A 25,478-nucleotide genomic window follows, 5' to 3' on the forward strand; every position below is an offset into this window, starting at 1 on the left:
ATAGTTCATACACGCCTGGATCTGCAGCGCTACAATAGACAGAAACCTTAGGAGTGTATGCATGGACACAATCAACGCCCAGAGTAGCATTCAAAGTAAGCGTCAGATCTTACTGAGCATAGCCAACGCTTCGCATCTGGTACGCCAATCTCCTTCATGTTCCATCGCGCCAAATGGCCATGACTGGCGTGACGATTGGCGGGCACATCTTCTTGAGAAAAGTGAAGAACAGGGAAATCGTCCCGTGTCATCCTAGACGCAAGACAACACGGGGTGGCTTTCTACAGCTCCTGCAGGGGCACTACGTCCAGTTCGCCGGAGCGGGCGGCTTGCATGCCGGCGATGAGGGCCTGGGCGGCGGCCAGGGTGGTGGCGTAGGTGATGCCGTGGCGCACGGCGGCGCGACGCAGCTCGTAGCCGTCATCGCGGGTGGCCACGCCGAGCGGCGTGTTGATCATGAGCGAGATCTCGCCCGTCGCTATGGCGTCGACCACCGAGCTTTTGCCCTCGTGGATCTTGCCCGTCGTCTCGCAGGGCACGCCGGAAGCGCGCAGCACGGCGGCGGTGCCCTCGGTGGCCAACAATGAGAACCCGAGGCGCGTAAGCTCTCTGGCGATGAAGGCCACGGCGCGCTTGTCCTGGTCGTTCACGGAGATGAAGGCCGTACCTCCCGCGGGTTCGGCGTAGTCGATGGCCATCTGGGTCTTCATGTAGGCCGCCGGGAAGCTGTTGGCGATGCCCATGACCTCGCCGGTGGAGCGCATCTCGGGTCCCAGCAGCGCATCGGCGCCGGGGAAACGGCCGAAGGGCATCACGGCCTCCTTCACGAAGTAGCGGCCCGGCTTCGCGAAGTGCTCGGGAAGATCCAGCGCGGCCAGCTTCTCCCCCGCCATGATGCGGCTGGAGAGCTTCGCCAAGGGCACGCCCGTGGCCTTCGAGATGAAGGGCACTGTGCGGCTGGCCCGCGGGTTGGCCTCGATGACGTAGACGACCCCGTCCTTCACGGCGAACTGGATGTTCACGAGGCCGCACACACCCAACGCCAGCGCGATGCGTCGGGCGATGTCGGCCATCTCGTCCTGCACCTTCGCCGACAGCGAGAAGGGCGGAAGGCAGCAGGCCGAGTCGCCCGAGTGGATGCCGGCCATCTCGATGTGCTCCAGGATGCCGCCGACGTACACGTCCTCGCCATCGCAAAGCGCATCCAGGTCGCATTCCACGGCCCCTTCCAGGAACTTGTCCAGATAGACTGGGTGGTCCGGCGAGACCAAGGCCGCCTCGGCCACGTAGCGGGCCAGACCCACGTCATCGTAGACGATGCCCATGCCGCGGCCACCAAGCACGTAGCTGGGGCGCACGAGCAAGGGATAGCCGATCTCGCGGGCGGCGGCGCGGGCCTCATCGAGCCCTGCGGCCATGGCCGAGCGCGGGTAGGCAATGTCGAGGGAATCGAGCAGCGCGGCGAACCGGTCGCGGTCCTCGGCCAGATCGATGGCGTCCGGGCTCGTGCCCATGATGGGCACCCCGGCCTCTTCCAGAGCGCGGGCCAGCTTCAGCGGCGTCTGGCCGCCGAGGGTGACCACCACGCCGTCCGGCTCCACCGCGTCGACGACGTCCATGACGTCCTCGTAGGTGAGCGGCTCGAAGAACAGCATGTCGGAGGTGTCGTAGTCAGTGGACACCGTCTCGGGATTGCAGTTCACCATGATGGTCTCGAAGCCCGCCTCGGCCAGTGCGTAACTCGCATGCACGCAGCAGTAGTCGAACTCGATGCCCTGGCCGATGCGGTTGGGGCCGGCACCCAGGATGAGGGCGCGCGGGCGCTCCTTCGGCGCCACCTCGGACTCATCGGCGTCGTAGGTCTTGTAGTGGTAGGCGGTCTTGGTGGGGAACTCCGCCGCGCAGGTGTCCACGGTCTTGAAGGCGGGGCGCACGCCGAGGATCTTGCGGCAGGCCCGCACCGTGCGTTCGTCCGAGCCCACAAGCACGGCGATCTGGGCATCGGAGATGCCGTAGCGCTTCGCGACGAGGAAGGCCTCGGCGTCCAAGTCCTCCAGCTTCATGGTGCGCAGGGCCTCCTGCACGGCAATCATATCGGCCATGCGGTGGCAGAAGAACGGGTCGATGGCCGTGCGCCGGGAGAGCTCGTCGGCAGTCATACCGCGACGCAGGGCCTCGGCGACCAGGAAGATGCGCTCAGCCGTGGGACGCGCGAGCGCAGCGAGCAGCTCATCGTCGGAAAGCGCCGACTCCTCCCCGCACCCATCGGCCCCGAAACCGGTCCGGCCGCACTCCAGGGAGCGCAGGGCCTTGCCCAAGGCCTCCTCGAAGGTGCGGCCCACCGCCATGACCTCGCCGACGGCCTTCATACGGGTGGTCAGCGTGTCGTCGGTACCCTGGAATTTCTCGAAGGCGAAGCGCGGCGCCTTCACCACGCAGTAGTCGATGGCGGGCTCGAAGCAAGCGGGGGTCGTGCCCGTCATATCGTTCATGATCTCGTCCAACGCGTAGCCCACAGCCAGGCGCGCCGCCGCCTTCGCGATGGGAAAACCCGTGGCCTTCGAGGCCAGCGCCGAAGAACGCGACACGCGGGGGTTCATCTCGATGATGACCATGCGGCCCGTCTCGGGGTGCACGGCGAACTGCACGTTGGAGCCGCCCGTGGCCACGCCCACCCGCTCGAGCACCGCGAGCGACGCGGCGCGCATGCGCTGGTACTCAAGATCGGTGAGCGTCTGGGCCGGAGCCACGGTGATGGAGTCGCCGGTATGCACGCCCATGGGGTCCACATTCTCGATGGAGCACACGATGATGCCGTTGCCGGCCGCATCGCGCATCACCTCCATCTCGTATTCCTTCCACCCCTCGATGGACTCCTCCACGAGCACCTCGCCGGCCGGCGAGAGTTCAAGCCCCTGGGACACGATGCGAACGAGCTCGTCCTTATCGCGCGCAATGCCGCCGCCGGCGCCACCCATGGTGAACGACGGGCGCAGCACCACGGGGTACCCCAGCTCGTCCGCGATGCGCAGGGCGTCTTCCGCGGAGTAGGCGTAGCCGGCCCGCGAGACCTCGATGCCGAGGTCGGCCATGCACTCGTTGAACATCTTGCGGTCCTCGCCGCGCTCGATGACGTCCACGTCGCAGCCGATGAGCTCCACGCCATAGCGCTCGAGCACGCCGGATTTGGCCAACTCCACCGCCGTGTTCAGGCCGGTCTGACCGCCGAGGGTGGGCAGGCACGCGTCCGGGCGCTCCCGGGCGATCACCTTCTCCACGAACTCCGGCGTGATGGGCTCCACGTAGGTGGCATCGGCCAGCTCCGGGTCGGTCATGATGGTGGCCGGGTTCGAGTTCACGAGAATGACCCGGTAGCCCTCCTCGCGCAGCACCTTACAGGCCTGGGCGCCGGAGTAGTCGAACTCGCACGCCTGGCCGATGACGATGGGGCCGCTCCCGATAACGAGAATGCTCTTGATGTCGGTGCGCTTGGGCATTTACGCCACCTCCTCTTCCGTGGTGCTTCCGAACTTCCAACCGGACAGGCGGTCGGTTGCGATGTCGATATCCAGGTAGTCCCCACGGCCCTCCATGAGGCGCGCGAAGGCACCGAACAGGTAGTGGGCGTCGGTGGGGCCGGGGGCCGCCTCCGGGTGGTACTGCACGCTGAAGGCCGGCACGTCCAGGAAGGCGAAGCCCTCGGCGGTGCCGTCGTCGAGGTTCACGTGGGTAAGCCGGATGCGCCCGAAGCGCTCGTTGGCCACGACGGGGGCAATGCTGCGCCGGCCCCACTCGCGCAGGTCGTCCACGTGCTCGGTCGCCCCGCCGGAAAGCTCGGGCACCAGCGCTCCCAGACTCTGAAAGCGGGGGCAGAAGCCGTGGTTCTGGGCCGTGACCTCCACGCGCCCGGTGAGCAGGTTCTGCACCGGGTGGTTGCCGCCGTGGTGACCGAACTTCAGCTTGTCGATCTTTGCTCCTGCGGCCTTGGCCATCATCTGGTGCCCTAGGCAGATGCCGAATAGCGGCACGCGGCCCAGTAGCGCGGCGGCCGCGCGGCTCGTGGCGTCCACGGCGTCGGGGTCGCCCGGGCCGTTGGAGAAGAACACGCCGTCGGGGCTCAGGGTCAGCACCTCATCGGCCGGAGTGTCCCAGGGCACGAGCGTTACCGCGCAGCCCGACCGCACCAGGCCGTCTAAGATGGAGCGCTTCACGCCGCAGTGGTAGACGACCACCTTGAAGCGGGGGTCGGCCGGCGCGGCCAGGGCGAAGTCGTGGGAAGCGGGCAGGTCCGCGACGCCGTAGGAATAGCTGCCGCCGCAGGAAACGCCAACGACCTGGTTCTCGCCCACGAGCGTCGGGCTTTTGCGCACCTTCTCGAGCAGCGACGCAGCATCCGCATCCGTGGTGGAGACGACGGCCCGCTGGGCGCCGGCATCGCGGATGTGGCGCACGAGCGCCCGGGTGTCCACGCCCTCGATGGCCACGACCCCCTCGCGCCCAAGGTAGTCGCCGAGGCTCTCCTGGCTGCGCCAGCTGGAGGGTGTGGGACACATATCGCGCACCACGAGCGCCCGCAGGGCCGGCTTCTCCGCCTGGGCGTCGTCGGCGTTCACCCCGTAGTTGCCCACCTGCGGGTAGGTCAGCGCCACGATCTGCCCCGCGTAGGAAGGGTCGGTGACGATTTCCAGGTAGCCTTCCAGGGAGGTGTTGAAGCAGACCTCCCCGAACGCCTCGCCGGGCGCGCCGCAGGAGGTGCCGGCGAACACCGCGCCGTCCTCCAGCACGAGCAGCGCTGGCGCACCCGCCGGCTTCGCCGTGGCCACCCGCAGCTTTTCCGCAATCTTGCTCAAGGGTTCCGTCCTTTCCGCGACCTGCTCGCCCTCGCCTGCGCGCCCATGAAAAAAGCGCCCCCGCCTTGGACGGGAGCGCTCGCACGCGCACAAGATAAAGTTCGCTCATCGCACCTTGCCGGTCTCTCAGTACCGTCCGTTAAAGGTCAAAATTGAGCATAGAGTACCCTCCAGAGTATGCATCTGCACAAAAACAAGCGGTCGCAGACGACGGCCGAATGGCGCAGCCCCGAGCGCGCGAACTAAAAGGGGCCGTCCGGAGACGGCCCCTGCGAACTGCGGCTCTGTGCTCGCTGTCGGCGCTACTCGACGATAGCGCCGTCTTCCATGGTGGCGTAGCCGCCGACGTAGACGTCGGTGGCACGGCCCACGAGCTCGGCCCCGATGAAGCCGGAGTTGTTGGCCTTGGAGCAGAAGTCCTCCACGGCGACCGTCCAGGCGGCCTCGGGATCGATGACCGTGAGGTCGGCCACACTGCCCGCCTCGATCTTCACCGGCTCCTGGCGCAGAATGGCGCGGGGGGCGACGGCCATGGCCTGAACCATGCGGCCGTAGTCGATTACGCCGGCGCGCACGAGGTGCGTGAGCACGAGTGAGAGCGAGGTCTCAAGGCCGGTCATGCCGAAGGGAGCCAGCTCGAACTCGCGGTCCTTCTCCCAGTCGGTGTGGGGCGCGTGGTCGGTGACGATGGCGTCGATCACGCCATTCGCGAGGCCCTCGATGAGGGCGGCGGCGTCCTCGGCGGTGCGCAGCGGCGGGTTCACCTTGAGCGAGGTCTGGTACTCGGCGGTGATGTCGTCCTCGGTGAGGAACATATGGTGCGGGGTCACCTCGCAGGTCACGGGCAGCCCCTCGGCCTTGGCGGCGGCCACCAGATCGAGGCCGCGCTTGGTGGTGATGTGCTGGATGTGCAGCGGGCAGCCCGTCAGGCGGCAGAGCGCGATGTCGCGGGCGATCTCAAGCTCCTCGCCCTCGGCCGGCCAGCCCACCATGCCCAGGCGCGTGCTCGCCACGCCCTCGTTCACCTGGCCGTCGGCCACGAGCGAGTCGTCCTGGCAGTGGGCCATGATGACGGTGTCGAACTGGCGGGCGTAGTCCATGACGCGGCGCATCATGCCGGCGTCCTGGATGCCGTGGCCGTCGTCGGTGAACACGGGCGCACCGTGGGCGTACATGTCGCCCATGTCTGAGAGCACCTCGCCTTTCAAATCCTTCGAGCAGGCGCCTGACGGGATGACGCGGCACTTCCCCACTGCGGCGGCGCGGGCCTTCACGTACTCCACGGCCACGGCGTCGTCCACCACCGGGCTCGTGTTCGGCATGGTGCACACGGCCGTGAAGCCGCCGTGGGCCGCAGCACGTGTTCCGGAGGCGATGTCCTCCTTCTGCTCCTGGCCCGGGTCGCGGAAGTGCACGTGCATGTCCACAAGCCCGGGGGTGACGATCTTGCCGGAGAGGTCGCGCTCGACGCCCTTCTCCATGGTCAGGTTGTGGCCCACCTCCACGATCTTGCCGTCGCGGATGAGAATGTCGGCCACCTCGTCCAGGCCGATCTGCGGGTCGATCAGACGAGCGTTCTTAAGCATCAATGCCATCGTTGCTACCTCCTAGGAGCAGGTACAGGGCGGCCATGCGCACGAGGACGCCGGCGTAGACTTGGTCGAGGATGATGGAGCGCTTGGGATGGTCGGCCATGAAGCTGTCCAGCTCAACGCCGCGGTTGATGGGGCCGGGGTGGCACACGCAGGCGTCGGGCTTCATGAGACGGTCGCGCTCCTCAGTGAGGCCGTAGAGCAGGTTGTACTCGCGCAGGTTCGGGTAGGGCGCGCCCTCGAAGCGCTCGCGCTGGATGCGCAGCATGTACACCACGTCCAGCTCGGGCAGGGCCTCGTCCAGGTTGCTCGTCACATGGTCGGCGCCCAGGATGTCGGGGCGGGCGGGCAGCAGCGTGGGGGGTGCGATGACCGTCACCTCGCAGCCCATGATCTTCAGCGCGGGAATAAGCGAGCCGCACACGCGGGAGTGCGCGATGTCGCCCACCACGCCCACGTGCAGGTTATCGAAGGAGCCCTTCTCCTCCCAGATGGAGTACAGATCCAGCAGCGCCTGGGTGGGATGCTGGTGCTTGCCGTCGCCGGCGTCGATGACCGACACGCCGGAGACGTCCGCGATCTTGCGGGGCACGCCGGCCCAGCGGTCGCGCACCACGATGCAGTCGATCTTGTAGGAGCACAGCGTCTTCACGGTGTCCACCAGGCTCTCGCCCTTCACGGTGGCCGTGGAGGAGCCGCCGAAGTTCAGTGAGTCGGCCGACAGGCGCTTCTCGGCAATCTCGAAGGAGGAGCGGGTGCGGGTGGAGGGCTCGTTGAACATGTTCACCACGGTGAAGCCCTTGAGCGTGGGCACCTTCTTGATGCGGCGCTCGTTCACCTGCTTGAAGTTCTTGGCCGTCTCCAGAATGGTCATGATGTCGTCAGCCGAGTACTCGGTGATGTCGATAAGGTGCTTGTGGTTGAAGGCCATGGCCCTACTCACCTCCGTTGGTCTTGATGGGGGCCGAGCCGGCTCGCTTGCCCGGCTCGATTTCCAGAATCTCCACGGCCGAGATGCCGTCCACCTCTTCCAGGAACAGGCGCACGTTCTCATCGGAGGACGAGGGCACGTTCTTGCCCACGAAGTCGGCGCGGATGGGCAGCTCGCGATGGCCGCGGTCCACCAGCACCGCCAGCTCCACGGCAGCCGGGCGGCCGATATCCATGAGGGCGTCCAGCGCCGCGCGGATGGTACGGCCGGTGTACAGCACGTCGTCCACCAGCACAACGGTCTTGCCGTCGATGTCGAAGGAAATGTCGGTGGAATGGACCTCGGGGGCGAAATGGGTCGCGAAATCGTCGCGGTAGAAGCTGATGTCCAGCTTGCCGAGGGGAACTTCCACCCCCTCGATTTCCTGAATCTTGTGGGCGAGCATCTTCGCGAGAAGATCGCCGCGGGTCACAATGCCCACGAGCGCCAGGTTCGCCGCACCCTTGTTGGCCTCGAGGATCTGGTGCGCGATGCGCGTCACCGACCGCTCGATCTCGTCTGCATCCATGCAGACGGACTTGACCAAGCTTGCGTCGTTCATACACACTCCCTTCGCAGGATCAGTGCGTACAGACGAAACCCGCGAGCGCGTCCGAGTTTTCCGCGTTCACGTTGCCGCCGCGGGCAATAAAAAAGCCCGTCTGGCGACGAGGCTCACGAAGTGCGCTTATGTTCGCGACGCTTGCCAGTCGCGCCCCCGCGCACGGGGTGTACCTTGTCGGCCTCTCTGTACCGCATTTAAAGGACGGTTGCACCATACACCCTGAAATGATGATGCGCAAGCATTGTGTTAGATTTTTTCAAAAAAGGCGAGAAAAGGATGGCCGTAGGTTCGCCCAAGGAAGTCAGCGAGGCTCCGACAGGTGCCTGCAATTGTTCGGAAGCATGGTTAGGCGTAGAGGGGTCGCGGGGTGCCTTGACCGAGCGAGTTCCGCAGCGACGAGAACAGGACTTAATGTCCTGTTCTCCAAAGCGAGGACTGTTTGAGCGAATCAAAGTACCCCGTGGCCCCGACGGGCGACGAGCTGCAAGGCGAAGTAGAAGGATCCCTCGGGTTGCGGAGATCCTTCGGCTCCCTTCGCCTGCTCAGGATGACACGGGGATATCAGAACTTAGTAGTTCTCAGCCTTGATCTTGAAGTGGCCGCGCGGATGCTCGCATACAGGACACTTCTCGGGAGGCTCGGTGCCGATCTCGATGTGACCGCACACAGTGCACACCCACACCTTCACCTCCTTGCGGCGGAACACCTCGTCGTTGTTGATGCGCTCGATGAGCAGATCGAAGCGGTCCTCGTGGCTCTTCTCGATGGCAGCCAGGCCCTCGAAGAAGTCGGCCAGATCGGCAAAGCCCTCCTCGCGGGCAGTCTTTGCATAACCCAGATACACCTTCACCTCGGCGTCCTCGTCGCCACGGGCGGCCTTCAGGTTGTCCAGCGTGTGCGGCACGCCGCCGTCGTGCAGCTTCTTGAAGTGCAGCTTGGCGTGGTGCAGCTCGTTGCCGGCCGTCTCGTTGAATATCTCCGAGATTTGCGTGTAGCCGTCCTTTGCGGCCTGCTGGGCGTAGAAGGTGTACTCGCAATAGGCCACGGCCTCTTGGCTGAGGGCGTCTTCCAGGTTCTTCCAGGTTTGGGACTTCTCCAGTTCCATGATTGGCTCCTTTTCGGTATCGGTGCCGCGCGGCGGCCCGACTGTCGCGCGCTTGCCTTGCTCCATGGTGGGCGAAACCAACGGATTCCCAACGGAAAAAACCCAGAAGATGCGCAACCGTAACCGAATGCGCGCCGCTCTGAAAACAAAAGAGCCGCCCCGAAGGACGGCTCGGCAGAGCGGATGCAAGAACGATTACTTGCCCTCCTCCAGCTGCTTGACGAGCTTCTTGTCCTCGGCGGCAGTGATCCAGCCGTCGGGCACCTCGGCGTCGTTGTGGCAGTTGGAGCAGTACATCACCGACGCGCGGTGGGCCTTGTGGCACTCGCCGCAGGCCACTTCGCCATGCTGGCCGATATGCGGGTTGCGCTTCATGTCGGAGGTGGCGTTGGCCAGATCCTCGCGGGTCATGTTGTGGCACGACTCGTTCAGGCAGAACTGATCGGGCTCCAGACCGCGGGCCGCCACCAGATCCTCCAGGGTGCGCTCGGTGGGCACAGCCAGACCGGCCTGGGTATGCAGCACCTCGTAGTTGCCGCTGACCCAGTTGATACCCTCGGATATCTGCTCGCTGAGCGTGGGCACATGGCAGGACAGGCAGGTGGCGTTGTCAGCCTCGGCGCGATGCAGCGGAGCCATCATCGCGCGGGAGTTCGTCACCTCGTTGCCCCACTTGTCGATGCAGGCCTGGTCGAGCTCAGCCTCATAGGTGGGCAGGTAGGCGTCCATCGGCGTGTGGCAGATGGCGTTGCAGAAGCTGGGCTGCTCGTGCCACACCCAGAAGCCCGCGCCGGCCACGATGACCACGGCCGCCACGACGCCCACGACGATGGGCCACTTCTTGCGCTTCTTCTGAGGCGCGGCCGTTTCCTCGACCACCACGTCCTCGGCGACGCTCTTCTCTTCTTCGGACATACTCTCATCCTTCCAGTTGGGGATCCTCGGGGCGCACGAGCGCCCCCTTCGTGCGAAGCGAGCAGATCCGCCCTCCCCAGCTGACCCCATCGCAGGGGCCGTCGCGCCCCACACGGTGCGACGGCCCCTGCGATTTCGCTTCGCACCGATGATACCCCAACTCAGCCACGCGCGCACGAGAAGAAAGGTTACGGATTGCCTCCATTCACAAGAAAAAGCCATCCCGAAGGACGGCTTTTCCTGTGAACCTCATATAGGACGCGATGCCTAGGCGGCAGCCTCGCCGGACTCGAAGGCCTTCTGCAGCTTCTTGTCCTCGGCGGCGGTAATCCAGCCCTCGGGCAGCTCGGCGTCGTTGTGGCAGTTGGAGCAGTACATCACCGACGCGCGATGGCCCTTGTGGCACTCGCTGCACTCGACCTCGCCATGCTGGCCGATGTGCGGGTTGCGCTTCTTGTCCGCGGTGATCTGGGCCAGATCGTCGCGGGTCATCACGGAGCCGTCGTCATTCACGTGGCAGCCGCTGTTCAGGCAGAACTCCTCGGAAGCGATGCCGCGCGCCTCGACGAGCTCCTCCAGGCTGCGCTCCTCCAGGGGAGCCACGTAGTTGCCCGTCACCCAGTTCATGCCCTCGGTAACCTGCTCGCTGATCTGCGGCACATGGCAGGACATGCAGGTGGCGCCAGTGGCCTTGTGCGTCACGCACAGCATGGCGTCGGTGCTGGCCTCGTTGCCCCACTTATCGACGCCCGTCTGGTGCAGCTCCTGGTCGTAGGTGGCGTTGTACGGATCCATCGGCGTGTGGCAGATGGCGTTGCAGAAGCTCGGCTGCTCGTGCCACACCCAGAAGCCCGCGCCGGCCACGATGACCACGGCCGCCACGACGCCCACGACGATGGGCCACTTCTTCTTACCTTTCTTTTTGGGAGTAGCTTCGGTCGTGGAGTCCGCAGCGCTCGTGGTGGCCGCCCCAGCGGTTTCCTCGGTCGCGACTTTGGTCTCTTCACTCATCGTCCAGTACCTCCTTCTTTCCTTTCCTCGTTCCTTTCCTGGACACCCTGCGCATCCGCCGCTTCCACCCCTCCCCAGGTGGGAAGCTCGAGGGCACGCCCTCGCGGAAACGCAGGACTATCGGTATTCTAACGATCTCGTAACAAAATATCTATACCCCGAGGCCGCTAAGGAGGCAGACGGCAGCGGAAGCGTCGCATCCACCCGAAAACGCGAAGCGAGGCAGCTATAAAGCCGCCTCGCCTTCCTCGTTCCGTTTCGCTCCGCCGCCGGCGTTAGTCCTGGATGCCGTCGGTCTGGCGGATGAGCTTTCGCTTGATCTTGCCGCCGATGGTCTTGGGCAGCTCGTCGGTGTACTCGATGATGCGCGGGTACTTGTAGGGCGCCGTGGTCTTCTTCACGTGCTCCTGTAGCTCGCGGGTGAGCGCGTCGGTGCCCTCGTAGCCGCGGGCGAGCACGACGGTGGCCTTCACCACCTTGCCGCGGATGGGGTCGGGCGCCGCCGTGACGGCGCACTCCACCACCGCCGGATGCTCCACGAGCGCGCTTTCCACCTCGAAGGGCCCGATGCGGTAGCCCGAGCACTTGATGACGTCGTCGTTGCGGCCCACGAAGAAGCAGTAGCCGTCCGAGTCGCGCCAGGCCATGTCGTGCAGGTTGTAGTACTCCCCGCCCACGGCCTCGGCCGTCTTCTCCTCGTTGCCGTAGTAACCCACGAACAGGCCCGGCGGGTAGGCCTCCTTAAGGCCCGTGACGCAGATGGCGCCCTCCTCGCCGTCCTCCACCTCGCGGCCGTCCTCGTCGAGCAGCTTCACGTTGAGCAGCGGCGAGGGCTTGCCCATGGAGCCGGGGCGCGGCTCTACCCATGGGAAGGTGGCCAGAAGCACCGGGCCCTCGGTCTGGCCGAAGCCCTCGCGGATCTTCTTGCCGGTAAGGCGCTCCCACTGGATGGTCACCTCGGCGTTCAAAGGCTCGCCGGCCGTGGCGAAGTTCTCGACGCTGGACAGATCGTAGGCGGCCACGTCCTCCTGCAGCATGAAGCGGTACATGGTGGGCGGCGCGCAGAACGTGGTGAGCTTATAGTCCTGGATCTTCTGCAGCAGGTTCGTCGGCACGAAGGAGTCCATGTCGTAGGCGAAGATGGTGGCGCCGGCGATCCACTGGCCGTAGATCTTGCCCCAGCCGAACTTGGCCCAGCCCGAGTCGGTCACCGACATGTGCAGCTTGTCCTCCTGCACCTGCTGCCAGTACTTCGCCGTGATGATGTGACCGAGCGGGTGCGCGAAGTTGTGCTCCACGGCCTTGGGGTTGCCGGTGGTGCCGCTCGTGAAGTACATGAGCATGATGTCCTTCGACGTGACACCTGCCTCGCCCTGAGGCCGCTCGAAGGTATCAGGGAAGCCGGCGATGAGATCGTCGAAGTCGACCCAGCCCTCGCGGCTGCCGTCCACAATGAACTTCTCGCGCACCGTGGGGCAGTCGGGCATGGCCTCTTCCACCTGGGTGCACACGTAGTCGTCGTTCACGGCCACGATGGCGCGCACATCGGCGCTGTTGGCGCGGTATACCACGTCCTTGCGGGTGAGCTGCAGCGTGGCCGGGATGATGGTGGCGCCCAGCTTGCACAGGGCTACGGCGCAGATCCAGTACTCCCAGCGGCGGCGCAGAATGCACATCACCACGTCGCCCTTGCCGATACCCACCTCGGCGAAGGCGTTGGCGGCCTGGTTGGACAGGCGCTTGATGTCGGTGAAGGTGAAGGTGCGCTCCTCGCCGGCGTCGTTGCACCACAGAAGCGCACGCTTGTCGGGCTCCACGGCGGCCCATTCGTCCACGACGTCGAAGCCGAAGTTGAAGGCCTCGGGAACCTCGATGGTGAAGTTCTCGGCGAAGTCCTCGTAGGAGTCGAACTCGATACGGGGACAATATTTCTTTAGAACGTGATCCATTAAAAACTCCTCGGACTTACTTCGTTGGCAAGGTCAGCGAGGTTTCGACAGGTGCCTGGAATTGCCCCGCCTTCGGGCCAAGCGTACTTCGGTACGCGCCGAGCCCGAAACAAGGGGCAAGGCCAGGTGCCTGTCGGAACCGCAGCATCAGCGTGTCCGTTCGTCCCGCCAGGGCGAACGGAACAAGTTACTCCGCGATGATGGTGATGAACTTGCAGGGCTCGGTGCCGTTGCAGCGCTGGCCGTGGGGGTAGGTGGGGTTGAAGTAGATGCTGTCGCCGGCGTTCAGCTGGATGTCGCGGTCGCCGAAGGTGAGGATGAGCGAGCCTTCCAGCACGTAGTTGAACTCCTGGCCGTCGTGGCACACCAGCTCTGCCGGCGCATCGCACGGATCCAGGACCACCAGCAGCGGCTGCATGATCTTGCGGGCATAGCGACTGGCCATGTCCTCGTAGTGGTAGCCCGGGAAGCGCTCCACCTCCTCGGTCTCGCCGTGGCGCACCAAGTGGTAGGTGTCCAGCTTGGGTGCGGTGCCCGTGAGGATCTCGGTAAGATCGACGTTGAACTTGCGGGCCATGTGGTAAATAGCCGAGATGGGAATGTCCACCCCGGTCTCCTCCCAGGCGCGGTAGGTCTCGATGTCCACGCCGAGCTCCTCGGCCATGGTGTGGCGCGACACATCGCACGCCTCGCGCAGGCCCTGCAGGCGCTCACCCAAGTCTTTCAGGTTCTCTTCTTCCATGTCAGTCCTTCTATCTTGTCCGGCCCGAGACGGGGCGGACATCCCCGTGCTCAAGCAATGGCTCGCTCGGCGGAACAGGACATTTAGTCCTGTTCCGTTCGCTGCGCAACCTGCGCGCGGGGACGCCCGCTCCGTCTCGCGCCTGCCGCACTGCGACCGAAGAATTAGGCGTTGATGCCGATCTCGATAGCCTTGCGGTTCTGCTCCAGCTTCTCGGGCTTGTTGGCGGGAACCACGTGCTCGATGGCCGCATCCAGCGACGCGCGAGTGCAGAACTGGGTGGCAGCCCACAGCTTGCCGATGAGCACGATGTTGCCGAGGCCCTTCAGCCCCGCCTCCTCGCACATCTTCGTGGCGGGAATGCCCACCACCTGCACGCCCGCGCGCTCGGTCACGTTCGGTACCATGGCGGTGTCCACCACCACCACGCCGCCGTCGACCACCGTGTCGAGGAACTTGTCGAAGGAGGGCTGGTTCAGCGCGATGAGCGCATTGGGATCGAGCACCAGCGGGCTGCCGATGGGCGCATCCGACAGCGTGACCGAGCAGTTGGCCGTGCCGCCGCGCATCTCGGGGCCGTAGGAGGGCATCCACGACACCTCACGGTCCTCCATGAGGCCGGCCGTGGCGATCACCTTGCCAGCGAACAGCGATCCCTGGCCGCCGAAGCCGGCCACCACGCATTTCAGATCCTGGCTCATTAGTTGCCTCCTTCCGCATGGGCCTCGGGGTGGGCGATGGGACATGCCGCGTTGCGGGCACTGGCGGCCTCGGCGGCGTTGGCATAGCCGTCGGCCACCACGTCGCGCACCACGCCCAGCGGATAATAGGGCAGCATGTTCTCGCGCATCCATGCGAAGGCGTCCTGCGGCGTCATGCCCCAGTTGGTAGGACAGGTGGACACCACTTCCACAAACGAGTAGCCCACGCCGTCGATCTGGTTCTGGAAGGCTTTCTTGATGGCGCGCTTGGCCTTGCGCACGTTCTTGGGCGAATCCACCGTCACGCGCTCGATGTAGGCCGGGCCGTCCAGCGAGTTCAGAAGCTCGCTCACGCGGATGGGGTTGCCCGCCGTGGCCACATCGCGGCCGTAGGGACTCGTCTGGGTAACCTGGTTCGGCAGCGACGTGGGAGCCATCTGGCCGCCGGTCATACCGTAGATGGCGTTGTTGATGAAGATGACCGTGATATTCTCGCCGCGCGTGGCTGCGTGGATGGTCTCGGCCATGCCGATGGAGGCCAAGTCGCCGTCGCCCTGGTAGGAGAACACCACTTTGTCGGGCAGCACGCGCTTCACGGCCGTGGCCACCGCCGGCGCCCGACCGTGGGCGGCCTCGATCATGTCGCAGCCGAAGAAGTCGTAGGAGATAACCGCGCAGCCCACCGGTGCCACGCCGATGGTCTCGCCCTCGATGCCAAGCTCGTCCATGGTCTCGCAGATCAGGCGCTCCACGATGCCGTGAGGGCAGCCGGGGCAGAAGTTCGTGACCACGGGGAGCAGCGAGTGGGGACGCTGGTAAACAACCTTCATGTCCTTGTTCTCAGCCTCGGTCATGCTACTCACCTACTTTCTCGTTCAGCGCGACGATGGCGGAAAGCACCTCGTCGGGGGTGGGGATAACGCCGCCGGCGCGACCGTAGAACTCCACCGGCACGCGACCGGCCACGGCCAGGCGCACGTCCTCCACCATCTGGCCCATGTTCATCTCCACAGACAGGAAGGCCTTGGTGCGGGGCACCAGGTCCTCCACGGCGCGCTCAGGGAATGGCCACAGCGTGATGGGGCGCAGAAGCCCCGCTTTGATGCCCTGCTCGCGAGCGGCGTTCACCGCCGAGCGCGCAATGCGGGCCGAGGCGCCGAAGGCCACCAGCACGATGTCGGCGTCTTCGGTGAGGTACAGCTCCGATCGCTGCTCGTTCTCCTTGATGACCGCGTAGCGCTCGTAACGCTCGCGGTTCAGCTCGTCCAGGTCCTCGGCGGTCAGGTACAGCGAGTTCACCACGTTATGGGGACGCTTCATGCCGTGGCCGACGGTGGCCCAGGGCTTCTCGGGCAGATCGCCCTCGGCCTTGGGCTCGGGCAGCACCACCGGCTCCATCATCTGGCCCAGAAGGCCGTCGGCCATGATCATCACGGGCACGCGGTACTTGTCGGCGGTGTCGAAGGCCGCAAAAGCGTAGTCGGCCATCTCCTGCACGGTGGAGGGGGCGTATACCACGATGTGGAAGTCGCCGTGACCGGTAGCCTTGGTGGCCTGCCAGTAGTCGGCCTGGGAGGGCTGGATGGAACCGAGGCCCGGGCCGCCGCGCTGCACGTTGATGATGACGCCCGGCAGATCGGCGCCGGCCATGTAGGAGATGCCCTCGCTCTTCAGCGAGATGCCCGGCGACGACGAGGACGTCATCACGCGGGCGCCGGCCGCAGCGGCGCCGTACACCATGTTGATGGCCGCCACCTCGGACTCGGCCTGCAGGTAGGTGCCCCCCACCTTCGGCATCATCTTCGACATATAGGCCGCCACCTCGGTCTGCGGGGTGATGGGATACCCGAAGAAGAAGCGGCAACCGGCGCGCAGGGCCGCCTCGGCCATGGCCTCGTTGCCCTTCATCAGTACTTTCTGAGCCATGGAACTACCTTTCTACCGTGATGGCCACATCGGGGCACATGAGGGCGCACGTGGCGCAGCCCGTGCACTTCTCCTGGTCGATGCAATGGGCCGGATGGTACCCCTTGGCCGTGATGACGTCGGGGTCCAGCTCCAGAATGGAAACCGGGCAGACGTCCACGCACAGGCCGCAGCCCTTGCAGAAGAAATCGTCAACGGTGATTCGTGCCATATCTACCTTCTCTCGCGCTCGTATCTCCTCGCGGCGCCGCCCTCGCAGCGCCCTCTCTCGCTTGGCGTCTATCTGTCCCCGGAGGACCAGGGCAGTGAAACAAGCACCCGTACAGGATAGCTTTCCGGAATATCGGCCAAGGCGGCCGACCCGGCGTTTTCCCGCTGAATGGCCGACATTGGCACCGTAATGCACCGCAACGGCAGCCCCGCTCGGGCAGCGGTTTCCCGAGCAAAGGGAACAGATTCCACGATGTGTCCCAAGGTGGTGTCGTCCTGCAGGTGCGAGTTGCCGGCCACCGCCGTGGCGGAAAGGCCGCTTTTCGCCTCGATCTCGCGCAGCACCTCCACCGCGGCGCCTGCGTCCTGGGTGAGGTTGCGGAAGGCGTTCACCACGTAGATCACCTCATGGGGACCCTGGCGAATGGCCGCCGCGAAGCGCGCGAGGGCCGTGGCGCCCACGTCGTCGCCGCCCGCGTCGATGATAACCACCTGGCGCGAGGTCGCGTCCGCGGCGCGGCGGTCGTAGGCTGCCTGGATGGCGGGCACCACCGCGCCGGTGAGCGAGGGCACATCCAGGCTGGTGCCGACACCGGCGAACACCGGGGCAATGAGGCGCACCCCGGCGTCTTCCAACAGTGCCGCGTACTCGCTGGAGCGGAAGTACGGGTTCACCACATCCATATCGGCGAGGGTCACCTGCAAGCCGGCAGCGGCGGCATCTAACGCCAGGTTCAGGGCGAAGTTGGTCTTCCCCACCCCGTAGTGGCCCACGATGACGTTGACCGGCGCGAGTGCGAAGGGCACCGCGCCCGATCGGTCGGCCACCCTAGATCAGCCCCTCGGGGGTCTTCGGCGCCTCATGCTGGGCCTTGTCGGCCTCGCGGATGGCCGCGCGGCGGATCTTCCCGTTCACGGTGCGGGGCAGATCGTCCACGTACTCGATGACGCGCGGGTACTTGTAGGGAGCGGTCTGGCGCTTCACCCACTTCTGCAGTTCCTCGGTGAGAGCGTCGGAGCCCTGCCATCCGTCGGCGAGCACTACCGTGGCCTTCACGGCGAAGCCGCGCACCGGGTCGGGCACGCCGGTGACGGCCACCTCGCGCACCGCGTCGTGCTCCAGCATCACCGATTCTATCTCGAAGGGGCCGATGCGGTAGCCGCTCGACTTGATGACGTCGTCGTTGCGGCCCACGTACCAGTAGTTGCCCTCCTCGTCGCGCCAGGCGGTGTCGCCGGTGTGATACCAGCCGTCGTACATGGCCTCGGCGGTCTTCTCGGGGTTGCGGTAGTACTCCATCATGATGCCGGCCGGATGCGGGTTAATGCCGATGCAGATCTCGCCGGTCTCGCCGGTGTCGCACTCGGTGCCGTCGCCGCGCAGGATGGCCATCTTGTACAGGGGCACGGGCTTGCCCATGGAGCCGGGGCGCGGCGTGGAATTCGTGAGGTTCGCCACCGTGAGGGGTGTCTCGGTCTGGCCGAAGCCCTCGTAGATGGTAAGGCCGGTGTGCTCGCGCCAGAAGTCGAACAAGTCGGGGTTCAGCGCCTCGCCGGCGGTGGTGCAGTACTCCAAGCTGGACAGGTCGAAGGCGTCCACGTCCACCTCGGTCATGAGGCGATACATGGTGGGCGGGCAGCACAGCGTGGTCACGCCGTACTTCCCCAGAAGCGCCAAGATGTCGGCGGGATCGTAGCGGTCGAAGTCGTAGGTGAGCACGGCGGCCTCCATGAGCCACTGCCCGAAGAACTTGCCCCATACGGCCTTGCCCCAACCGGTGTCGGCGATGGTGAAGTGCAGCCCCTCGGGGTTCACGTTGTGCCAGTGCTTCGCCGTGATGAGGTGCGCGAGCGCGTAGCCCGCATCGTGCAGCACCATCTTGGGGTTGCCCGTGGTGCCGCTGGAGAAGTACATGAGCATGGGGTCGGCCGCGGCGGTCTCGCGGCGCTCGAAATCGTCGGAGGCGGCGCGCACCTCGGTGTTGAAGTCATGCCAGCCGGCACGCTCGGCGGGCGCGGCGCAGATGCCCTCGGGGCCCGAGAGCACAGGGCCGGCCAGCTCGCCCGCGCCGATGAGCCAGGTGCCGTCGGCATCTTGGGGCGTGAGGCCCGCGCCGGCGGGGTTCACCAGGATGAGCGATTGCACGCTGGGGCACTCGGCTACGACCGCGTCCACGGTGTCGGCGATGTCGCCGACGCTCGTGCACACCACGGCCTTGATGTCGGCGCCGCGCAGGCGATAGGTCAGGTCGTGCTCCTTCAGCATGAAGGTGGCCGGCACCGCCACAGCGCCGAGCTTCTGCAGGGCCAGCATGGTGAACCAGAACTGGTAGTGGCGCCGCAGGATGACCATGACGAAGTCGCCGCGGCCGATGCCACAGTCGGCGAGGAAGTTGGCCGTCTTGTCGGACCACTTCTTCATGTCGGCGAAGGTGAAGACGTGCTCCTCCCCCTCCGGGTTGCACCACACCATGGCGCGGCGCTCGGGATCGGCCAGGGCGATGTCGTCCACCACGTCGTAGGCGAAGTTGAAGTCGTCCGGCACATTCACGTCGAACTGGGTGAGCAGGCCGCCCTCGTCGTAGGCCTCGGTAACGTAACGCTCGTTGATATGTCGCATAAGGGTTCCTCGTTATGAAGTCGCAGGTGGGAAGATGATCGGAAATGAGGCGGCTCCGGCACTCGCGCCCCGGCAGGACGCGAGGTGCCGAGGTCGCCTAGATAATCTTCTCCCCCTCGGGCTTCATCACGATGGCGAGGAACACGCAGGGCTCCCCTCCTGTGGCCACCATGCCGTGGCCGCGGCCGGAGTCGTACATGACCACGTCGCCCGGGTTCAGAATCTCCTCGTGGTCCTCGTAGGCGAAGCGCATCTGGCCGGAGATGATGAAGTCGAGCTCCTGGCCCTCGTGGCGCGACAGGTGCACCGGCACGCCTTGCTCCTCCTCCAGATAGGGGGCCGTCACCACGAAGGGCTCGGCCAGCTTGTGGCGGAAGTGCGGCGCCTTGTGCAGGTACTCGAAGCCCGCGCGGCGCTTGATGGACAGCCCGCCGCCGGCGCGGGTGAGCGAGTAGCCCGTCAGATGCGGGTTCTCGCCGGTCAAAAGTTCGATGACGTCCACGCCGAACTTCTCGGCGCATTTGTACAGGAAGGTGAACGACAGATCCTCTTCCCCGCTTTCCTGGGCGGCGTACTCGGCGGTGGTACGGCCCGTGGCCTCGGCCATCTCCTGCAGGGTGAGATCCATGTCCTCGCGCAGAGCGCGGATGCGCCCCGCCACCTCTTTGATATTCGGCTCCACGACCTGCGACCTCCTTTTCGATCTCGTTGGGTTTCCGTGTAGCCTGTTATTTTACTGACACCGCGGCAGTCAACATTTCCGATCCGTAAAATTATCGGCAACGCGCCCATAGTTTTTGCCGCCAACCCGCTATCGCCTCTGCCGAATAGCCGCGAGCGGAAAGCCGGGGAAACGAAAACGGCGCCCCGCAGTCAAAGCTGGCTGCGGGGCGCTGCTGGCTGCGCGAGGACTCCTTCCGCCCTAGAACTTTCGGCGCAAAAGGGCCAGGAAATGGGCATCGGGGCCGCCGGGTTCCAGGGCGACCGAGAAGAAGGGCGACCGCCCGTCCGACGACGCATCGCAGGGAACCACCTCGAAGGCGGCGCCGGCCTCGGTATCCAAGAAGGCGGCCACCGCATCGGCGTTCTCCTCGTGGGTGATGGTGCAGGTGGCATAGGCCAGGATGCCGCCCGGGGCCACGTGCGGCGCGGCGCTCGCGAGCAGGCGCGCGTCGAGGGCCGCCGATTCCTCGATGGTCTCGGGCCGCAGGCGCCAACGGATATCGGCGTGACGGCGCAAGGTGCCCAATCCCGTGCACGGCGAATCGACGAACACACGGTCGAAGGTGCGATCGCCCACCAGCTCGGTCAAGTCGGTGGCGTCGCCGATCAGCGGCTCGGCCACCTCAATGCCGTACTGCTGAACCCGTTCCTGCAGCAGCTTCGTCTTGAAGGCATGCACGTCCACGGTGACATAGTCGGGAATCTGCGCGCCGAAGCGGCGATAGGCGCAACTCTGATCCAGGATGGTCTTGGTGGCACGCCCGGCGCCGATCTCCAGAAACGACTGCGGAGCCTCCTGGCCCACCACAAGCGATGCCACAACTTGCGACGTGGCATCCGACACCAGCAGCAGACCCTGGCTGAACATGCGACGCACGCGACCATCGTTCAGCGGCACGCCCGACACGATGCGGTAGCAACCCGGCACCGTGCGACCCGCCACCGTCACCGGCTCGGGCTCGCCATGAGCGTCGGCCAGCACCGACACCACCTCGTCGTCGGAGGCCTTCACGGCGTTCACGGCGATGTACACCGGCGCGGGCTCGTTGGAAGCCACCATGAAGCTGTGGGCACCCTGGGGACCCATCTCGGCCAGCAGGCGCTGGGCCAGCCACACGGGGAAGCCGTGCAGGCGCGCGTAGGCGGCGATGTCGGTGCGGGGGTCGCCGAAGGGGAAGCTCTCCTTGGCGCGCACCACCCGCCGCAGCACCGCGTTGGCCAGGCCGCCGGCGCGGGGAGCCACCGATTTCACCAGCTCAACGCCTTGATCGACGGCCGCATGCGGGCTCTTCTGCAGAAAGATGATCTCATAGGCCGACAGGCACAGCGCGTCGCGCACCGCGGGGGCGGCGTCGTCGGGCGAGTCCATGCAGCTGCTGACGATGTCCTCCAGCGTGCCGCGGGTACTGGCCACGCCCAGCACCAGGCGCGTGGCGAAGGCGCGGTCCTCCCGCGAGATGCGCGAGGTGTCGATGGTCTTGGCGATGACGTCCTGGGCGAAGGCGTCGCGCTGGCGCAGCTGGTGAATGGCTGCCAAGGCCAGCTCGCGAGCCGTGGTGGCCCGATGGGCCTTCGGGCCGCGCGCCCCGCCGCGCGGACCGCGGTCGTCGGATCGCGGGCCGCGGGGGGCATCCTGGTCGGGAGCAGCCATCAGCTTGCCGTCGACGAAGATCTCGCGGGGATGGGAGGCCTCGCGGCTGTCGCGGCGCGGGCCGCCGCCGAAGCGAGGGCTGCGGTCGTCGCGCGGGCTGCGGGCGCGGTCGTCGCGCTGGTCGTAGCGGCGATCGTCGCGAGGGTGTTGGGGACGATCGTCGCGGGGACGGTCATCGCGCGGTGCGAAATCTCTGCGGGAACCGCGGTCCGCACCGGGCCTGCCATCGCGATGCGGGCCGCCGGAAAAGCCGCCCTTGCGCGGGCCGCGATCGTCCTTGCGGGGACCGCGGAAATCGCGGTCGCCCCGCGCGCCGCCGGTACGGGGGCCACGGTTCTGACGCGCACCGCCCTGGGCGTTGCGATCGCCCTGGGATGCGCGGTCGTAGGAACGACGCTGATTGTGAGATCGGTGATCGTTATGCACGGGACCAAGTTCCTTCCTCGCCTCGCAGCGCGGGAACTCCGGCTGCGAAGGCCTTTGCCTCCATGGCGCGCTTGCCATCGGGCTTCACTTCGATTACTTCCAGCACGCCCTCAGCGCACCCCAGGTACAGTCGCTTGGCTACAAGCGCCGCTGCTCCGGGCGCAAGGGCGGGGCCATCGAGGGCCGGCCGGGCAGCCAGCACCGTGACGGCGCGGTCGGCGATGAGGCAGCGCGACGGATGGGCAGCCCCGGAGGCACGCACCCGCCGATCGTTCACCGCGGCGGAAACGGCGGGCTCCAGATCGAGCTCGCCCTTGGCGATTTTCTCGGCGTAGGTAACCTCGTCGGCGTTCTGCGCCACCCAGTTCACATGCCCCGCCTCCACCTGGTTCAGCGCCACCAGCAGGGCGCTCGCTCCCAAATCGGCCAGATCGGCGGTCAAGCTCGCCGCCGTGGCACCCTCGGCGGGAATGGAGCGGCACACGCAGAAGTCGCCCGTATCGAGCCCCTCCTCCATGGCCATAATGCACACGCCCACTTCCGCATCCCCCGCCAGAATGGCGCGCTCGATGGGAGCCGCGCCGCGCCAACGGGGCAGAAGCGAGCCGTGCACGTTCAGGCACCCGTGCACGGGAATGTCCAGCACCTCGGGGGGCAGAAGCGCCCCGTAGGCCGCCACGCAGACGACGTCGGGGGCCAGCGCCGCCAGGGCCGCCTGCTCCTCGGCGTCGCGCAAGGTGCGCGGGGTGCGCACCGGGATGCCCGCGGCCTCGGCCACCTGCTTCACCGGCGAGGGCACCAGCTGCTTGCCGCGGCCGCGCACGGCGTCGGGCCGCGTGTACACGGCCACCACCTCATGCTGGGGAATCAGCTGCTCCAGGATGGATGCGGCGAAAGCCGGGGTGCCCATGAACACCACGCGCACGTTACTTCACCTCGATATCGGTGTCGCCGGGACGGGCGCCCGCGGCCTTGGCCTCGTCGTAGGCGCGCAGGGCCTCGATGCGCGTGACCGGATCGCAGCTCTCGAACAGGGTCTTCCCGTTCAGGTGATCGATCTCGTGCTGCAGGCAGCGGCCCAGAAGCCCGTCGCCCTCGATCTCCCACAGCTCGCCGTCCAGGTCGTAGTACTGCACGCGGGCCCAGGGCTGGCGCTTTACGGGAATGGTGACGCCGGGGCACGACAGGCACCCCTCGCCGCCTTCCTCCGGCTCGCCGGAAAGCTCCATGATCTCGGGGTTCACCAGCACGATGGGGTTCTTCTCGCCCTTCTCGCCGTCCCAATCCACATCGATGACGACGAGGCGCTTGGTAACGCCCACTTGGGGGGCGGCGATGCCGCAGCCGTAGTTCTTGTACATGGCGTGGGCCATCTGCTTCGACAGGCGGCGCAGGGACTTGTCGGTGGGGTCGCACGGCTCGCACACGGTGGCGAGCAGCGGGTCGGGGGCGATGACGATGGGCAGCACCGAGGCTCCTTTTCTCTTGTATGGAATTCCGCAATGCGCGGCGGAATGGCATGAAGTTGCGTATAACTAATTCATTGTGACCCCAACGACCCGCGCTGTCCAGATGCGGCGCGAAATCTACGAATGCGGCATGGCGCGGTGGGCCACGCGGCGGGCGGCCACGTCCATCTGCAAGGTGGCGATGGCGGTGTGCAGCAGCTCGGCCTCCTCGGATGTCACGCCGGCCGCCAGCTGCGCCCGCAAGGCGCCGATGGCGTCCTCGGCGTCGCCCAAGGCCAGCTCCTCGGCCAGATAGGCCCCCGTCTCCTCGGCTGAGGCGCCCTCGCGCCCCAAGCTGCCGGTGAGCACGCGGGCCGCATGGGGCGTGACGAGGGCCGCCCGCGTGACGATGTCGACGCCGGCGGCAGCCGGGTTCTCGGCCAACGTGGCCAAAATGCTGTCGGCCAGCAGCCGGTGCACGTCCTCGTGCCACTGAATCTGCGCCAGGGCATCGGCATGGGCCAAGCCCACCGACGGGTTCTGAGCCACCAAGCCCAGAAACTCCCGCTCGAAGCGCAGGCGGTTGCGCTCGGCGCGCGACAAGGTGCGCACGGGCCGGGGCGGGGCAGCCGCAAGCGGGGCGTCCTCGTCGTCGCGCGATTGGAAGCGCGGGGGTTCCTTCGCGGCCAGGGCCTCCAGCACGTCGTTCTCGCGCAGGCGCAGCCGGCCCGCCAGGCGCACCGCGTAGTCCTTCGCCAGAATAGACTCCTTGATGGGCGCGAGCACGCCCAGGCAGTCCTCCAACGCGCGGGCACGGCCCTCGGCGGCCTGCAGGTCGTGGTTCGCCAGGCGCCGCTCGATGCCGTATTCCAGAAGGGGCTTCGCATCGTCCACCAGCGCGCGCAGCGCATCGGCCCCCCGGGCGGCCACGAACTCGGCCGGATCCAGGTTGTCGGGCAGCGTGACGGCCACCAGGTCCACCTGGGAGCGGCCGGCCTCGGGGGTCATCGACTTGTCGATGAAGGCGAGCGCCCGGTCGGCGGCGCGCTGGCCGGCGGCGTCGCCGTCGAACAGGTACACGATGCGCTTCGACGCGTGGCGCGACAGCACGCGAATATGGCGCAGCGTGAGCGCCGTGCCCAGTGTGGCCACCACGTTCTTGATGCCGGCCTCGTGCAGCGCGATGACGTCGGTATAGCCCTCCACCACGATAGCCACGCCCGACGAGGCCATGGCGGCCTTCGCATGGTCGAGCCCGTAGAGCACCTGCGACTTGTGGAACAAGGGCGTTTCCTGGGAGTTCAGGTACTTCGGCTCGCCCGTGCCGATGACCCGCCCTCCGAAGGCGATGCAGTCGCCCGACACGTCGAAGATGGGAAACATCACCCGGTTGTAGAACCGATCGCGCACCGGGCCGCCGCGCCCGGCCAGGGCCACGTTGGCATCGATCATGTCGGCGGTGGAGAACCCCAGCTGCGACAGGTGCCGCACGAGCGCCCCGCGGCCGGGCGCGAAACCCAGGTTCCACGTGTTGGGCACGTCGCCCCCGAACCCGCGGCCGGCCAGATAGGACCGGGCCGCATCGGCCTCGGGGCCGCGGCCGCGCATCAGCTGGGTATGGTAGAACTCCGCCGTGCGAGCGCAGACCTCTTTCAGACGCGCCTTGCGGCTGGCCGGAATACCCCGGCCCCCCTCTTCCACGATGTCGATATGGGCGCGCTCGGCCAAACGGCGCACCGCCTCGGGAAAGGTGAGGTCCTCGGTCTTCATCACGAAGGAGAACACATCTCCCCCCTCGCCGCAGCCGAAGCAGTGCCACAGCTGGGTGGAAGGGTCGATCTTGAAGGAGGGCGTCTTCTCCTGGTGCAAGGGACAGCAGCACCAGAAGTCGCGACCCTTCTGCTTCACGGGCACCCGTTCGCCGATGACGGCCACGACGTCGCTGGCGTCGCGCACCTTCTGAATGTCCTCGTCGCTGATGCCCGCCACGCGCCGCGCTCCTTTCGCCCTTGTCAGCCGGTTCCCTTTTCCTGTGAAGTATAGCACCTCGCCTGCAAACAAATGTTTCAGACAC

Annotated in this window: 22 protein-coding genes; 1 reads left to right on the forward strand and 21 read right to left on the reverse strand. The window is 66.4% G+C overall.

The annotated features are described in order from the left end of the window. The first annotated feature begins 61 nt into the window (after window positions 1-61). Complete coding sequence (locus tag VIN30_RS05805) at window positions 62-256, forward strand: hypothetical protein (RefSeq protein WP_338210018.1); 195 nt, start codon at window positions 62-64, stop codon at window positions 254-256. A 25-nt stretch (window positions 257-281) separates the two neighbouring features. On the opposite strand, the gene carB is transcribed toward VIN30_RS05805, so the two are convergent. The 21 genes from carB to dnaG form a co-directional block, all read right to left on the reverse strand. Continuing rightward, complete coding sequence (gene carB / locus VIN30_RS05810) at window positions 282-3,497, reverse strand: carbamoyl-phosphate synthase large subunit (protein ID WP_338210020.1); 3,216 nt, start codon at window positions 3,495-3,497, stop codon at window positions 282-284. Then, window positions 3,498-4,850, reverse strand: coding sequence for a glutamine-hydrolyzing carbamoyl-phosphate synthase small subunit (gene carA / locus VIN30_RS05815; protein WP_338210022.1), 1,353 nt, complete (start codon window positions 4,848-4,850; stop codon window positions 3,498-3,500). It lies immediately after the preceding gene. A 302-nt stretch (window positions 4,851-5,152) separates the two neighbouring features. Further along, window positions 5,153-6,445: a dihydroorotase gene (locus VIN30_RS05820; RefSeq protein ID WP_326424583.1), complete on the reverse strand. Its 1,293-nt coding sequence runs from the start codon at window positions 6,443-6,445 to the stop codon at window positions 5,153-5,155. Further along, window positions 6,429-7,373 (reverse strand): aspartate carbamoyltransferase catalytic subunit, encoded by a 945-nt coding sequence (locus VIN30_RS05825; protein ID WP_326424582.1) that lies wholly within the window; start codon window positions 7,371-7,373, stop codon window positions 6,429-6,431. The genes VIN30_RS05820 and VIN30_RS05825 overlap by 17 nt, the downstream gene beginning before the upstream one ends. A gap of 4 nt (window positions 7,374-7,377) precedes the next feature. Further along, window positions 7,378-7,974, reverse strand: coding sequence for a bifunctional pyr operon transcriptional regulator/uracil phosphoribosyltransferase PyrR (pyrR, locus tag VIN30_RS05830; protein ID WP_326424581.1), 597 nt, complete (start codon window positions 7,972-7,974; stop codon window positions 7,378-7,380). A gap of 571 nt (window positions 7,975-8,545) precedes the next feature. Further along, on the reverse strand, window positions 8,546-9,082 hold the full coding sequence (locus tag VIN30_RS05835) for a rubrerythrin family protein (RefSeq protein ID WP_326424580.1): 537 nt from the start codon (window positions 9,080-9,082) through the stop codon (window positions 8,546-8,548). Between the two features lie 195 nt (window positions 9,083-9,277). Further along, window positions 9,278-9,997: a cytochrome c-type protein Cgr1 gene (gene cgr1, locus VIN30_RS05840; RefSeq protein WP_338210026.1), complete on the reverse strand. Its 720-nt coding sequence runs from the start codon at window positions 9,995-9,997 to the stop codon at window positions 9,278-9,280. Between the two features lie 267 nt (window positions 9,998-10,264). Beyond that, the gene (cgr1, locus tag VIN30_RS05845) at window positions 10,265-11,008 is read right to left on the reverse strand and encodes a cytochrome c-type protein Cgr1 (RefSeq protein WP_326424578.1); all 744 of its coding nucleotides are present in this window, start codon (window positions 11,006-11,008) and stop codon (window positions 10,265-10,267) included. A gap of 275 nt (window positions 11,009-11,283) precedes the next feature. Continuing rightward, window positions 11,284-12,957: an AMP-binding protein gene (locus VIN30_RS05850; RefSeq protein ID WP_326424577.1), complete on the reverse strand. Its 1,674-nt coding sequence runs from the start codon at window positions 12,955-12,957 to the stop codon at window positions 11,284-11,286. A gap of 187 nt (window positions 12,958-13,144) precedes the next feature. Next, complete coding sequence (locus VIN30_RS05855; protein WP_326424576.1) at window positions 13,145-13,699, reverse strand: helix-turn-helix domain-containing protein; 555 nt, start codon at window positions 13,697-13,699, stop codon at window positions 13,145-13,147. A 164-nt stretch (window positions 13,700-13,863) separates the two neighbouring features. Further along, window positions 13,864-14,400 (reverse strand): 2-oxoacid:acceptor oxidoreductase family protein, encoded by a 537-nt coding sequence (locus VIN30_RS05860; RefSeq protein WP_326424575.1) that lies wholly within the window; start codon window positions 14,398-14,400, stop codon window positions 13,864-13,866. Beyond that, window positions 14,400-15,254, reverse strand: a complete 855-nt coding sequence (locus VIN30_RS05865; protein ID WP_326424574.1) for a thiamine pyrophosphate-dependent enzyme — start codon at window positions 15,252-15,254, stop codon at window positions 14,400-14,402. The genes VIN30_RS05860 and VIN30_RS05865 overlap by 1 nt, the downstream gene beginning before the upstream one ends. A 1-nt stretch (window position 15,255) precedes the next feature. Beyond that, window positions 15,256-16,326 (reverse strand): 3-methyl-2-oxobutanoate dehydrogenase subunit VorB, encoded by a 1,071-nt coding sequence (locus VIN30_RS05870; protein WP_338210029.1) that lies wholly within the window; start codon window positions 16,324-16,326, stop codon window positions 15,256-15,258. A 4-nt stretch (window positions 16,327-16,330) separates the two neighbouring features. Further along, window positions 16,331-16,537: an indolepyruvate ferredoxin oxidoreductase subunit alpha gene (locus VIN30_RS05875; RefSeq protein WP_338210031.1), complete on the reverse strand. Its 207-nt coding sequence runs from the start codon at window positions 16,535-16,537 to the stop codon at window positions 16,331-16,333. A gap of 68 nt (window positions 16,538-16,605) precedes the next feature. Further along, the gene (locus tag VIN30_RS05880) at window positions 16,606-17,364 is read right to left on the reverse strand and encodes a nucleotide-binding protein (RefSeq protein WP_338210033.1); all 759 of its coding nucleotides are present in this window, start codon (window positions 17,362-17,364) and stop codon (window positions 16,606-16,608) included. 1 nt (window position 17,365) lies between these two features. Next, window positions 17,366-19,156, reverse strand: coding sequence for an AMP-binding protein (locus VIN30_RS05885; RefSeq protein ID WP_338210035.1), 1,791 nt, complete (start codon window positions 19,154-19,156; stop codon window positions 17,366-17,368). A 97-nt stretch (window positions 19,157-19,253) separates the two neighbouring features. Next, window positions 19,254-19,838, reverse strand: coding sequence for a helix-turn-helix domain-containing protein (locus VIN30_RS05890; protein ID WP_326424569.1), 585 nt, complete (start codon window positions 19,836-19,838; stop codon window positions 19,254-19,256). 240 nt (window positions 19,839-20,078) lie between these two features. Beyond that, the gene (locus VIN30_RS05895; RefSeq protein ID WP_326424568.1) at window positions 20,079-21,956 is read right to left on the reverse strand and encodes an RsmB/NOP family class I SAM-dependent RNA methyltransferase; all 1,878 of its coding nucleotides are present in this window, start codon (window positions 21,954-21,956) and stop codon (window positions 20,079-20,081) included. After that, window positions 21,949-22,881, reverse strand: coding sequence for a methionyl-tRNA formyltransferase (gene fmt / locus VIN30_RS05900; RefSeq protein ID WP_326424567.1), 933 nt, complete (start codon window positions 22,879-22,881; stop codon window positions 21,949-21,951). The genes VIN30_RS05895 and fmt overlap by 8 nt, the downstream gene beginning before the upstream one ends. A gap of 1 nt (window position 22,882) precedes the next feature. After that, window positions 22,883-23,425 (reverse strand): peptide deformylase, encoded by a 543-nt coding sequence (gene def, locus VIN30_RS05905; protein ID WP_326424566.1) that lies wholly within the window; start codon window positions 23,423-23,425, stop codon window positions 22,883-22,885. A gap of 117 nt (window positions 23,426-23,542) precedes the next feature. Continuing rightward, a complete protein-coding gene (dnaG, locus tag VIN30_RS05910; protein WP_326424565.1) occupies window positions 23,543-25,393 on the reverse strand; it encodes a DNA primase in 1,851 nt (616 codons plus the stop codon). Between the last annotated feature and the right edge of the window lie 85 nt (window positions 25,394-25,478).

This window comes from Adlercreutzia wanghongyangiae (assembly GCF_035989245.1).
Lineage (GTDB): Bacteria > Actinomycetota > Coriobacteriia > Coriobacteriales > Eggerthellaceae > Adlercreutzia > Adlercreutzia wanghongyangiae.